General features: G+C 51.9%; 8 protein-coding genes. 6 read left to right on the top strand and 2 right to left on the bottom strand.

The genetic code is table 11. The features are described from left to right. Complete coding sequence (locus tag J0A65_RS07800; protein ID WP_206593592.1) at nt 1–2,031, bottom strand: toll/interleukin-1 receptor domain-containing protein; 2,031 nt, start codon at nt 2,029–2,031, stop codon at nt 1–3. Between the two features lie 310 nt (nt 2,032–2,341). On the opposite strand from J0A65_RS07800, the gene J0A65_RS07795 reads away from it, so the two are divergent. Together J0A65_RS07795 and cspE are read left to right on the top strand one after the other, a co-directional pair. Then, the gene (locus J0A65_RS07795) at nt 2,342–3,262 is read left to right on the top strand and encodes a hypothetical protein (RefSeq protein WP_206593591.1); all 921 of its coding nucleotides are present in this window, start codon (nt 2,342–2,344) and stop codon (nt 3,260–3,262) included. A 352-nt stretch (nt 3,263–3,614) separates the two neighbouring features. Then, complete coding sequence (gene cspE, locus J0A65_RS07790; RefSeq protein ID WP_206593590.1) at nt 3,615–3,827, top strand: transcription antiterminator/RNA stability regulator CspE; 213 nt, start codon at nt 3,615–3,617, stop codon at nt 3,825–3,827. A gap of 389 nt (nt 3,828–4,216) precedes the next feature. On the opposite strand, the gene J0A65_RS07785 is transcribed toward cspE, so the two are convergent. Continuing rightward, nucleotides 4,217–6,685 (bottom strand): hypothetical protein, encoded by a 2,469-nt coding sequence (locus tag J0A65_RS07785; protein ID WP_206593589.1) that lies wholly within the window; start codon nt 6,683–6,685, stop codon nt 4,217–4,219. A gap of 74 nt (nt 6,686–6,759) precedes the next feature. On the opposite strand from J0A65_RS07785, the gene J0A65_RS07780 reads away from it, so the two are divergent. From J0A65_RS07780 to J0A65_RS07765, 4 genes are all read left to right on the top strand, one after another. Further along, the gene (locus J0A65_RS07780) at nt 6,760–8,478 is read left to right on the top strand and encodes an MFS transporter (protein WP_206593588.1); all 1,719 of its coding nucleotides are present in this window, start codon (nt 6,760–6,762) and stop codon (nt 8,476–8,478) included. Beyond that, nucleotides 8,475–9,431, top strand: a complete 957-nt coding sequence (lhpI, locus tag J0A65_RS07775) for a bifunctional Delta(1)-pyrroline-2-carboxylate/Delta(1)-piperideine-2-carboxylate reductase (protein ID WP_206593587.1) — start codon at nt 8,475–8,477, stop codon at nt 9,429–9,431. The genes J0A65_RS07780 and lhpI overlap by 4 nt, the downstream gene beginning before the upstream one ends. Then, complete coding sequence (locus J0A65_RS07770) at nt 9,421–10,746, top strand: aminopeptidase P N-terminal domain-containing protein (RefSeq protein ID WP_206593586.1); 1,326 nt, start codon at nt 9,421–9,423, stop codon at nt 10,744–10,746. Before lhpI ends, J0A65_RS07770 begins: the two co-directional genes overlap by 11 nt. A 510-nt stretch (nt 10,747–11,256) precedes the next feature. Further along, the gene (locus J0A65_RS07765) at nt 11,257–13,602 is read left to right on the top strand and encodes a collagenase (RefSeq protein ID WP_206593585.1); all 2,346 of its coding nucleotides are present in this window, start codon (nt 11,257–11,259) and stop codon (nt 13,600–13,602) included. The last annotated feature ends 6 nt before the right edge of the window (nt 13,603–13,608 follow it).

Here is a 13,608-nt window from a genome sequence, read left to right as displayed (position 1 = left end):
TCACTTGTAGGGAACCTTATAAACGGCAGTGTCAGACCGAGTTCCATCCATCCATTTCAATTGGATAAATAAAGGTCCCACTGGCCACGAAAATTTCACAATAGGGGATGTCCGCGTTGCCTCACGCTTTTTCCAGCTCGGGTTGACAGTGAAGGCCGAGGGTTTTGCCAAACGGTCCAGCAACGACACACTGCCAGTATTTACCGGGGTGCCAAAAGATAACGAGCTTCTGGGGTTAGCTGAGGCACTGCGCTGCGCTTCTGCATACAAAGGTTGGCGCCGGGATTCCATCTGAGCAACCAAGGGAGAAAGGTCGTCGTGATTAATAGAGAACATCTCCTGCGCATCCAAGCCAATAAAGATATCGTCTATAGTGTCTATTTCCGCCTGCCCCGCTGCCATCCACTTGAAATGACACTCGTTCGGCTGGCATTCAATCAGTGACTGTGGTTTATTTTGCAGTGATTCAACACTAGCAGCCCGTTCTGTTTGCGCCAGATTCAACTGGTAGCTATAGCGACTAGCCTTGCCGCCTTCGTCCACATAAGTAACATCCAGTTGAGAAGCATCTTCCAGCATCGTTTTCGTTATCTTATCGGCGTAAAACAGCCCATCACTTTGCTGCATGGCATTGTCCACGCCTGGGTAGACACTCCAACTGATTTGGCTGATCTCAGCACTATTCAGTGGCACCAGAATAAAGTTCAGCATATTGAAATCACGGGATAGAAACAGCGGTGGAGCAGACTCGCTATTGCTCGACAAGCGCGTTACTGGAACCAGCCCCACGTGCAATTTCAGCAGATTAACTTTGCCTTGTTCGCCATCACTAAAATGCAAGCGATAGTAAATCTCCTCTGCTTTTCTGGGGAGCAAAACCAGCAACTCCTGCTGCTCGCTAACCCGCGCCAGCAACTCTCCCTCGGTCTTTAACGGGTTCAAATATAAGATGTCGGTTAAATGGTCTTTTTCCGTACCGAAGCTGATACGCTCAATAACGGGTTGCAGCGTTTCAAGTGACTCGCCCTGCCCCAGAGAACCAAACTGACACAGAGGAAACCCTGCGGTATAAGCCAGCCCTTTATCGCAAGACAACCGTCCATCTAACTGCCGCTTACGCTCGGCCAGTTTCTCTGCCCCCCTGGGCCCCATAATTTTCTTCATTTGAGGTAAGGAAAATGTCAGGGGATCACTACTCAGAGAGCCGTCCAGGTCTCGTACTGTCACTTTAACTTCGTTGGGTATGGCAAAACTGGTATCCACTTCTATTTGCGCCAGCACCAACATCTGGATAGCTTCGGTTCGCTGCCCAGTGTCAAACTCGTAAATAAATTCATACTGCTTAGTCGCCAGCGTTGAACTGGACATCAGTCCCATACCTGTTGCCCGCAGCCTCAGCATTACAGGGCCACTTTTGTAACTTTCCTCAACGGTTGCAACAAAGTCTTCAGCTTTTAGTTCCTGAATGTCGGCTATGGGGCTTGGTATAGGTGACAGATAAAACCATTCCCACACTGAGAACAGCACAAAAGCCAGCACTGCCAGCGCCGCAGTTATACCCAGCCAGTTCTTTTTAAAAGGGAAGCGCTTAGGTTTCAGTGAAACCTGCAGCTCTTTGTTCTCCAATTTGGCGACAATGGCATCAACCATCTCATCAACTCTGGCATCCACAGCGTCAAACCATTGAGAGCTACGCAGAAACCATTCAAGCTGCGCGCCGTCGGTGGCATCCAGTTTCATAGGGAAGATCGGGATTTGTTTTTCAAAGGCGATGTCCAGCTCATTACGCACGTGACGACTCTGGTTGGCGTCAGCGGTAAGTAACAACAGCACACAACGAGATTGGGCAATCACCCGCGGAATGGTCAGGCTGTAATCATTGCCGGAGTGAAATAGATCCCTGACTGCGATCCAGCAGCGGTAACCTTTGGCTTCCAATTCATTGACTAACTCCCTTGCTCTACCTTCGTCTTTGCTCGAATAACTGATGAACACGTCATACGTGGGATTCGTGCTTGTGTTTCCTGACATGGCCTGATTCTCTTATCAACAGAGTATGTGGTTCGTGAAACATTGAGCTCAATTATTAACCTATTTTTTCTTACTTGTCAGTTAAGGCTATGATATTTATAAAAGAAGTAACTGGATTGTCAGCTCTTATTGAGAGATAAGCATGTTCCGAGCGCTATGTGATGCTTGCCAAGACAGCTTCTTATCTGAAAATTTACAGGATTGTGAATGTGGTCGTTCACTGTGCTACCGATGCCTGGCTCAACACCTAAACGAGACAGGACACCAAAAACGCTCAGACCTTAACATTCGCAGCCACCATGATAAGGACATGCGCCACCTCTTTGACCGTGAAACCTCGCAACGTTTCTTTGCTGAACTGCAAGGTTCACCGCACGTCAGCCGCTTTGGCTGCATGATCTCAGAATTCAGCTACAGCGGCAGGGTAAAGCTTTGCCCTGACGGCCGTTTCTTCAGATTCACTATCCAATTTGATGAGTATCAGCGGTGCCTCGCCCAAAATAAGGGAGACAAGTCAGCGGCAATATCACAGCTGATACAAACCCAGTTGACTAAAATCAGCATGCTCAACGCGCTGCCAGCGCGATTTCACAATGCGCCACCGTTATTTTGCACCAGCACAGATAATTGGCAGCAGCCAACAGATACGCTAGCCGCACTCCTTTTTAGCCAGCTTGGTCTGGCTGGTGATGAACATGTCACCCTGCAACTGAGGTTAACCTTTTATGATGATGTGACGCTAATTGCCCTTGCCCCAAAGCCCCAGCCCAGCAGCAATAACTGGCGCTACTTTTTGGCCTGTCAGGGTGACTTCTATATATTGAACGGTTTGGCGGCCCCTATTATTGAGGTTAACCGCAAAGCGTCGCTACGCCTGCATTCATCGCAAGCACTTGATTATTTACGCTTCTTCAGTTTTTTCAGCCAAGGTGAACAAGGCAGTTTTTTCCTTATCACGGCTCCCGAACAATGCGCACTGCCGGAAGTACTTAGCAAGGAAGAAAACAGTGAACTTCGCTTTGATAGTGGTATCGAGCATTACTACATCGCCCCAAAGGTAAGTGCGCCAGACGATGCAGGCAACTACCAGGTTCGCGCACTGGTTTATTATGGAAATTCACTCTTTGCGGGGATTTTCACCATAGACCAGGACGGCACAATAAAAATGACTAACGAGCAGCTACTGGCATCCCACCTTCCCTACACTTTATCCATTTGTTTAACCCCGTGACTTTAGGATAGGGCGGTGAGCTTTACATTCACAGCGCGAATAGGTGGTAATACACTTGTCATCAGGCACAAGAATCAATGTTTTCACTCTATTGAAAGAAAAAAGAACCGATATGAAAAATAAATTTACAAACGACTGTACATCTAGATATTAACAACGTAATATACCCTGGCTTTAGAAATTTAAATCCTTATCTAATACTGCACTTTGCATTTCTTTTTCTTCTTTTATTAGTTTATTAAGTCGAACTTGTATTTTCATTTGCTCTACTGGTTAATGTTTTACTTGTTTTATCTATGGCTTGGTTGGTGAATTTTCATCAATATTTTTTAAATAATAAAAGGTTTCTAATATGTCTAATTCAATAAATGGCGTAGTTAAGTGGTTCAATGAAGATAAAGGTTTCGGTTTTTTAACACCTAGTGACGGTAGCAAAGACGTTTTTGTTCATTTCCGTTCAATTGTGGCAGAAGGTTACAAGTCGTTAACCGAAGGCCAGCATGTCAAGTTCACAGTTGAGCAGGGTCAAAAAGGCCCACAAGCGACCAACGTGATGCCTGTGTAATTACACAGCCACTTGTAAAGGCTAGTTTTTGCTAGCCTTTTTGTTACCGTAATACTCTCTCCTTGAATTAATCCTCAGAATTTTGTCTTACAGTTATCTCTCTCACTTCCAATAAGTTTTCAATCTATGATTCATAAATATAATGGCGACGGCATTAATGCTCAGCCCCCCATTTCTACTATATCTGTAAATAAGTTCAGCGTTGTTTTTAAAGATAACCAAAAACTTAAAAGCATTAAATTTCAAAACTCACTTGAAACCAAGAAATTTATCGACTGGTTAATTACAATATAGATTGTCATAGTCCCCAACATAGAGTTTGCGAATAGCTTCCAGTCAAATCGCCTTAGCCAAACTCCAAAATACATCTATTGTTCCAGCCGATTCACCTATTTTGATTGGAGGTGTTGTTTCAATTGAAGCGCTTCGCCGTCCACTTCCACCTCAGCCACAACCTGCACTTGAACTTCGCCCTGATACTCCGGCGACAGAGTAAAGCTATAACTTGTTTCCAATTGCTCGTATGGAGCAAAGCTGATGGGCTGCTCTATCCGGCTTTGGTCCACTGCCTGACTGGGGAATACCTCATAAATCAGCTTGCCCTGGCTCTGCCCGGAGTACGGACCGCTTAACTGGGCGCGAATATGCAATTGTTGATGGCTTTGCTGTTTTTGCGCGCTTAGGTAAACACCATCAAAGGGTTGCGCCGGGGCATTAATGGTCAGTGTGTTGGTCAGGTTCTGCCATTGCAGTTTCACTCCTGCACTTAACTGACGGGCATCGGCAGGGTTGTTAAGGCTAAGGTTATGCACGCCGGTGGGCAGAGATTGCTTTAGAGTTTGTGTCAGTGCGGGCTGCTGTGATTGCCCTTGCCAGGCGATTTCGGCGTTAAGGGTTACCGGGTAGGCGGACGGATTCACCACGCGCAAAAACGGCTGCCCCTGATGATAAGCAATACTGGCCTGAATACCGCCAAGGTCGGCAATCAGATTATTATCTTTACTCGCCAGTAACTGTGCTTGCAGTGCGTCCAGCTGTGTTGCCAGGGCCTGGTGACTGTCTGGGTCTGGTAACTGACGCAACATGGACTCCAGCCGCGGTTGGCAGTCTGTTACCAAGGCTTTCAGGTTCTGACAGCTAACAAAGGCCCGGCGCAGGTTCTGCATCTGGGCAAACTGCCAGGGATTGCTCAGATTTTGCGCTTGGTAGCTGGCAGTGGAGCGGCCGTCATTTAAATAGGGGGTCAGCTTATGACTGACATCTTTGGCCAGCAGGCTGATATCCCCCTGGCTTAGCTGCTGATACAACGCTGGGTTGAGAGGGTAGCTGAGCCGCTGCACCTGCGTTTGACTACGCAGCACGACTTGCAGATGGTCTGGCTCGGTTGTCAGGCTGATGCCTAATTGATTTGAGGCCTGCACGGCAGAAAATACCGCCGGGGTGAGGGCGAAAGCGGTGTAGTCGGCCAGCAGATTGTGGCCCTGAATTTTCAGGTAACGACCATCAACCAGTTGCAGGCTCAGATAGCTGTCCAGTTTGTTGTCGGCGTCGCCCTGATATTGCTGCCTGAACGCCTGGTTATGGCTGGCCACTTGCAAACCCAACGCCAGCCCCACCTGCCCACGCTGCAACTGTTCCGGTACAAAATCAATCAGCAGACCGCTGGCCTGATGGGGCGACGCGCTGGTCAGTTGAATCAGTGGGCTTGGCTGCGGGGCCGGAAAGTCCATCAGCTGTTGGCTGCTAGCGCCGCTGGGCAAGCGAATATCCAGTCTGGGTAACTGCTCAGCCTCACCGCTACGAATAAAATAGCTGCTGCCATCCTGCTCCCAGGGGCCATAGGCAATATAAAAGCTGGGTGTTAGCTCACGCACAAACCTGGCAAACCCGGCTTCCAGCGCTGGCCAGTCGGGAAAGCTTTCCTTTAACAAACGGTTGGCGGTGGGCAGGGTGGCATCGGAGTGCGGGTTGACGGCTATCAGGCGGTCACGGAACAGGGCAAAATACTGGGCACGTAGCGGATCCGACAGCAAGAAATGAATAATAAAGAAATTCAGACCGCGTTTCAGGGCCGGGTCATCGTTGATTTGCTCAATACTGGGCATGCCGCCGGCATAATATTGTTCCAGACCCAATTGCAGATAATTCATTGGCGCCCGGTCGAACACCATCACCGTCAGCTCACGGCGCTTTGGATCGTAAACATGGGAAGCGATGGCATCGGCCAGACCTTCAGTGATCCAGTTGGGTGCCCAGTTAGAATGCCCCGACAAGGCCATATGAAAAGCATGCATGGTTTCGTGAATAACAATATAGCGTTGATGCTGCTGGCGATGACTGGGAAAGCTGTATCCGGCGCGGTTGTAATACATGGTTTCGCCGCCTGCAGTGGCATGTACACCGCGGCCAAATCCGTCGTCCAGCATGGCTTCGCGCACGCGCTCGCGACTTGAGCCGTACACCACGGCAATGCGCTGGCGCTCAATATTGGGCGGCTCGGCACCAAACAACTCCACGTACTGCGGATAAGACAATTCTAACAATTCCAGATACAACCGGACCTTGGCTTCCGGTAAGTCGCTTTGAATGGCGAAGTGTTTGCTGACCCACCAGTTGTAGCCCGGACTGTTGGCGATTTTCCCGGCGCTATAGGTATAAGGGATTTGCTTACCGACAAAGGCGACATCCATAGCCATCAATCTGGAGGTGCGACCTGCCACCTGAATATCCACCTGTTGCTGGCTGGGTTCGGGGATCTGTGCCAACTGGCTATGGGCAGGAGCTTCCGTCTGTGGCAAGGATGCGCCACAGCCTGGCAGGCACAGCAATAACAAAAGTGGAGTGGTGAGTTTCTGCATGGTTTTTAATCGGTTGACTAAGTTGTATATTGCATACAATATAAAATAATTGTTAACAGAGGCCAAGCATTGATATGACACATCAACCTAAAGGCTTTCCCCTGGCATTTTATGTGGCCAATGGCATGGAGATCTTCGAGCGCCTGGCCTGGTATGGTTTCTTTGCACTGTCGTCGGTGTATATGACCACACCCGCCGAGCAGGGCGGTGCGGGCTTTTCCGAGGCGCAGCGTGGTGCGCTGCAGGGCATTATTCCATTTTTTCTGTATCTGCTACCCGTGGTCACCGGCGCGCTGGGGGATCGCTACGGCTATCGGCGCATGTTTCTGCTGTCGTTTGCCATTATGGCACCTGGTTATTACCTGATGGGGCAGGCCGAAGGCTTTGGCAGTTTCTTTTTGGCCATGCTGGCGGTGGCCTGTGGCGCGGCCTGTTTTAAACCTATAGTGGTGGGCACTATTGCCCGCACTACGGTAGCAGCCAATCGCGGACTGGGGTTTGGTATCTTTTATACCATGGTGAACATTGGCGGTTTTCTCGGCCCGCTGGTGGCCGGCTATATGCGCGCTATCAGCTGGGATGCGGTGTTTCTGATGTCCAGCCTGTGGATCTGCCTGAACTTTCTGCCCGCACTGTTTTTATACCGGGAGCCGCAGCAAGTGCGCTCAACTAACAAGTTAAGCCAGGTGCTAAGCGAGGCCCAGCAGGTGCTGGGTAATGGCCGCTTTGCCATGTTGCTGTTTCCCGCCATTATGCTGCTGATGGCTGCCGGAGTAGGCTGGTTGGGCTATCAGCCCGCTTTTATTGCTATTGCTGTCTGGCTAGTGATTAACTTGTTGTGGAATCGGCTGTGTGCACCCAATGCCCGCCACTGGCTGGCGCAGCCCATTCGCGTCAGTAACCTGCCTTTCGCCTTGTACCTGCTGATTCTGACCGGGTTCTGGACCGTCTACAATCAGCTGTTTTATACCTTGCCGCTGTTTATTCGCGACTATGTGGATACCGGCGATCTGCTCAGCTTACTGGCCTGGTTGGGGGAAGACACCCTGGCGTTTCTGGCCCATGTGGATGTCGGCGCCCTTGCCGACAAGCTGCAAACCCTGGATGCAGCGCTGCCGCTGGAAGCCCTGCGCCTGCAACTGGTACACCTTAAGGTCAATGTGCCCCATGAGGTTCTGGCCGGGGCGTTAAGCCAGTTAGGTCAGAGCGCTTCCCCGGCCGAACTGGCTGCGCATATCGCCCAGGACTGGGCCGGGCGCTATCGCCAGATCAATCCTGAGTATCTGATTAATCTGGATTTTGCCGCCATCGTATTGCTGCAAATTCTGGTCAGCTATGTGTGTCGCCGACTGCACACCTTTAAGGTGTTGGTGGCGGGGATAGTGATCATGGGCGGCGGTATCTGGCTGGCCGCCCTGAATGGGCAATTTGTGCTGGGCGGCAGTCTGATGGTGGTAGTGATCTTATCTATTGCAATGGGCGAAATGCTGACCTCACCTAAAAGCCAGGAATATGTGGCCAGTATCGCGCCTAAGCAGCAAAGCGCGATGTATATGGGCTATTACTTTGTGTCGATGGCGCTGGGTTTTCTGTTTGCCGGGCTGTTATCCGGCTGGGGCTATGAAAATCTGGCTAAACAGCAGAGCCGCCCTGAGTGGATGTGGGGCCTGTTTGCCCTGATTGCGCTGGTGAGTGCAGTGGCATTATGGACATTTAACCGTTGGCAGACCCGCGCCCGACAAGACAGAGCAGACCTGAGCGTAGACACCTTATCTGAAGCAGGAAATACATGAAGTTTATTGATGCCGGGCAGGTGGCCGATGCCTTGCCCTTTTCGTTACTTATTGAAGCGCTGGCGACGAGCTTTGCCAATCCCGGCATTGTGCCGCTGCGCCAGCATTATGATATTGCCAATCCACATGGGGGGCGGGAAACCACCTTGCTGATGATGCCGGCCTGGCAGGCCGGAAAACAGATTGGTGTCAAACTGGTTACTGTGGCCCCGGATAATGCCGAACCTGGTTTGCCGTCTATTCAGGGCATTTACTTACTGATGGATGCTGTTACCGGCTCGGTATTGGCGACCATGGATGCCCCGGCCTTAACCGCCAAACGCACGGCTGCGGCCTCAGCACTGGCCAGCCGCTTTGTGTCCCGCCCCGACAGCACGCATTTATTAATGGTGGGCACCGGCACCCTGGCCCCGCAACTGATTCAGGCACATATGGCTGTCCGACCGATAAAGCGGGTGACCATCTGGGGGCGCGACAGACATAAAGCCGAGGCCGTGGCAGATAAGCTCCGGAGCTTGCCGGTGCAACTGGATGTGGCCACTGAATTGCAGGCCGCGGTATCTCAGGCGGATATTATCTCCTGCGCCACCTTAAGCCGCACGCCGCTGATTCAGGGTGCCTGGTTGCAACCGGGGCAACATCTGGATCTGGTGGGGGCCTACCGGCCGGATATGCGCGAAGCCGATGATGATTGTATTCGCCGCAGCCGCATTGTGGTGGACAACTACCAGGGCGCCTGTAAGGAAACCGGCGACCTGGTGATCCCGATACAAAGCGGCCTGCTGAGCCCTTCAGCCTTGGCAGCGGATCTGTTTGAACTTTGTGGCGGTGCAAAGGTGTTTCAGCGCCAGGCACAGGATATCACCCTGTTTAAATCTGTTGGCCATGCACTGGAGGACCTGGTGGCCGCGCAATTGGTCTATCAGAGGTTAGGAGCGCAAGATGTTATGTAGTCAGCAACAGGCCCTGTATCGTTTACGTCGGGAGCAGCTATTAGCTCAGCTGGAGCCGGATGCGGTGGTGATCCTGGTAGGTAACCGTCAGCAGGTTCGCAATAAAAACATTCATTATGCGTTTCGCCAGGATCACGACTTTTACTATCTGACCGGCTACGCCGAGCCGGATGCGGTGGCGATTTTACGCCCCGAATGCGATGCACCTTTTGTGTTATTTAATCAGCCCAAAGATGCCCATCAGGAAGTGTGGTTTGCCCAGCGTACCGGGCAGGTTGGGGCGGTTGAAGGTTACGGGGCCAGTCTTGCTTATGATATTGCCGAGCTGGAACAGCGCCTGCCTGAGTTGATGGGCCAGCGCGCGCATCTGTATCTGGCCGATGAGCTGGGACGTTTTTCCCATCGGCTGGTGGATTGGCTGGCGCAGCAGCGTCGCAGCGTTAAATTTGACCAGCCTAAGATCTTCCGCCATTTGCACTCGGTGCTGCCCTATATTCACGCCAGCCGGGTCATCAAAGACAGCCATGAACTGGCGTTGTTACGCCAGGCCGTGCACGCCTCGGTAGCCGGACATAAACGCCTGATGCAAGTTGCCAAGCCTGGTGTAACCGAATTGCAACTGCATGGCGAATTTCTGGCTGAAATTGCCCGCCACGGCTGCAATGATGTGGGCTACGGCAATATTATCGCCACCGGTAATAACGCCTGCTGCCTGCACTATGAAGCCTATCGTTCGACCTTACAGGACGGCGAGCTGTTATTGCTGGATGCCGGCGGGGATTATCAGTATTACACCGCCGATATTACCCGCACCATCCCGGTGAACGGCAAATTCAGCGGCCCACAGCGCGATTTGTACCAATTGGTGCTGGCGTCGCTGGATGCAGCCATTGCTATCGTCAGGCCCGGTCTTGGCTGGCAGCACATTTACCCCACCGCCATGCGGGTGTTGGCTGAGGGCATGCTGGACCTGGGTATCTTATCCGGCAGTCTGGATGAGGTACTGGAACAGCAACTGTACGCGCCTTTTACCCTGCATAAAACCGGTCACTGGTTGGGGCTGGATGTGCATGATGTGGGCCCCTACCATGACGATGCTGGCAACTGGCGGACCTTGCAGAGCAATATGCTGTTTACCATTGAACCGGGCTTGTATTTCCCCAAAGATTGCCGCGCGGTAGCGCCGCAGTGGCGTGGTATGGGGGTGCGGGTGGAAGATGATATTCTGGTCACGCCGCAAGGCTGTGAGAATTTGTCGGCCGGTGCGCCGCGCACCGTTGAGCAAATTGAAAGTCTGATGCAGGGGAAGGATTAACCTTCGCCACTACATAAACTTGGTCAATTAACCACGGCAACGCCTCCGTCAAGATCGGGCAAACATCGGTCTTAACGCCCGTTGCCTGATCTGCTCGCTAATATTGCATTAGCCTGCTTAGTGGCTAAAAGATAGAACTGTGCTGCGTCGCATCAGGTAATCACTGGTAATTCTCAGGCAACATATAAAGGCCTTTCGAACAATGCAGCGCAGGCTGCGCTGTCGTAATTGTCAGATCTGCACAGCCTCCAGAGATTAGCGGTTCGGGCAGCTAAGCAGATTCTGACCTCATAACTAACCCTCACTCCTCTTTCCTCACATAGCTTACATACTAAGCACGCAGCACTGCTCTTCCCAATGGCCGGTCCCCTTGAGGCCGAGTTGTAAACGAATGATAAAAATTAAGTTAAATATATTGTATGCAATATATCGTATGCTATTTTAAATAAGCCAGCAGAGTAGTGGGCACAAATAACTAAAAAGCAATCAGCAACAAACGAGGAAGCAAAGATGAAAGCTCCACTTCTGTGCTGGATGGCGTTAGCCCTGGGGGCAACGAGTCAGGCGCAAGCCGGGCAGGACCATCCACAAGACCCGGGCCAAAACCCGCTTAGCAGACAATCTGTTCTGACGATAGAACATGGCGTGGATACTGGTGAACAGCATCCGCCCCGACCACCACGTACCTTATCGCCGCTGGAATTTCAGCAGCGCCTGATGCAATCCGAACATCTGCCGGTGCTGAAAAGCAAAAAAGCCGCCAGTCAGGCGCTGGACAAACAATCCGCCAACCTTAATGCGGTTGCCAGCAGTTGCAGCAGTGCCAGTGAATTACAGGGCCTGACCGGCAGTGCGCTGGTGGATGCGGTAAAACAGGGGCAACTGACCAGTTGCCTGTATGGCTTGTACAATGTGTCCTGGGTTGGCAGCGGCATGTTCAGTGACGCTAATTTACTGAGTATTGTCGGTGCTATTAACGAGGTGCTAGCGGGCTACGATGGCAGTACGGCGACCGGCGCTACCGAACTGGAAAAGCTGGTGACCTTCCTGCGTGCTATGCACTGGGCCGAGACGTCTGCCGGCAGTAACCGCCAGTTCCAGGCAGCCTATAAACAACAACTTCAGCAGGCCTTCGACAGCTACTTTGGCGGCGCGCACTTTGTGCAGTTTAACGGCAGTGCATCCAGGGACTTTATGACCCGCTACGAGATGCTGATCCTGGTGAACAGTTCCGGCACCAACCGCTTACCCTATATGGCCAGATTCAGCCAGGCGTTGCTGGGGTATGCCAATACGGTGGATCGCACTGACAACTGGGGAATTGGCTATGAGGAAAGTGGTGTCACACAACTGCTGACCCATTACTACAACGCCATGCAACAACAGCAGCAGGATTATGCCCAGGTGCTGGCGGCGCATCCGGAAATTATCACCAACCTGCAGAGCTTTGTGATGCAGCAGGGCCTGTGGCTGGTCGGTCATACCCGCGAATATCAATGGTCTGACGCGGTGTCTGAATTGGGGCGCTTCCTGCAAATGGGCGGGCAGATAGCCGACACCGTGCGCCCCAGTATGCAGAGCATCCTGGCCACTTACAGTTATGACGGTGTGGGGGCTAATGGCTGGATTAATGCCCAGGGTATGGTCAGCTTCTACGACAGTGCTAATTGTGACCTGTATGGCAATGCCTGTGATTTTGATTTAGAAGCCGTGGTGCTGTCTGGTAATCATGTGTGTGGCAGTACCCTGAAAGTACGCTTCCAGGAGCCTATCAGCAGCGAAAATCTCGGGCAGATCTGCGTCTCCCTGGCTGGTCAGGAACAACTTTTCCACCAAACCTTTGGCACCAATCCTGCCACCCCGGTGGCCGACGATTTAAACCAAGATCTGGAGGTCGTGATCTTCCAGTCGTCGTCTAATTATCAGAACTATGCCGGTACCTTCTTTGGCATTAACACCGACAACGGCGGTATGTATCTGGAAGGTGATCCGGCTGTTAGTGGCAATCAGGCCCGTTTTATTGCCTTCCAGGCTACCTGGCTGCAACCCGACTTTGTGGTGTGGAATCTGGAGCACGAATATATTCACTATCTGGATGGGCGCTTTAACAAATGGGGCGGTTTTGGTGACCAGCCCGCCAATTCGGTGTGGTGGGGTGAAGGCGTGGCCGAATATCTGTCACAGCCTAATACCAATGCTAACGCACTGGCCGTAGCGGCGCAGGGCACTTATGACCTGAGTGAGCTGTTTCAGACCACTTACGCTAACGGTGATACCGCCCGAGTGTATTACTGGGGGTATTTGGCTGTGCGCTACATGATGGAAAATCAGCGGGTCGAGATTGACCAGCAACTTCTGCCAAGTATGCGCGCCGCTAAGTATGCAGCAGGCAATGAAGGCTGTTTATTTGACTGGCAGTGGAAAGCCAAGCCCGAGGCGCAGGCCAACGGTTGGTATTGGCTGTACGACGACAGTGAAAATGGCTACACAGGTTCCGGCTACTGGGTGTGGACTTGTGGGCAGAGCGAAGCGGATAACGGTGGCGAGCTGCCGGAATTCACCCCTTATGAGGATATTATCAGTGACTGGGGCAACCGTTTTGATCAGCCATTTGACCAGTGGCTGGTATGCCTGGTAGCCGGTGCTGGTGAATGTGCAGGCAATACCAACCCTGCCGACCTGGACGGCAACAGCAGTATCGACAGCCGTGACGTGCAGTTGTTTATGCAGCGTTTACGCAGCCCCACCAGCCTTGGCGCTGAATTTGATTTTAACGGCGACGGCCGGGTGGATCAGCGAGATATCCGCGCCCTATCCGGCCAGTGTGATTTACCACGCTGCGCCATTGCATCCTGAGGAAGT

The organism is Bowmanella yangjiangensis, from assembly GCF_017255015.1.
In the GTDB taxonomy this organism is placed as follows: domain Bacteria; phylum Pseudomonadota; class Gammaproteobacteria; order Enterobacterales; family Alteromonadaceae; genus Bowmanella; species Bowmanella yangjiangensis.
Note: the sequence above shows the minus strand (reverse complement) of the source record. Positions and strands in the feature narration are given on the sequence as shown.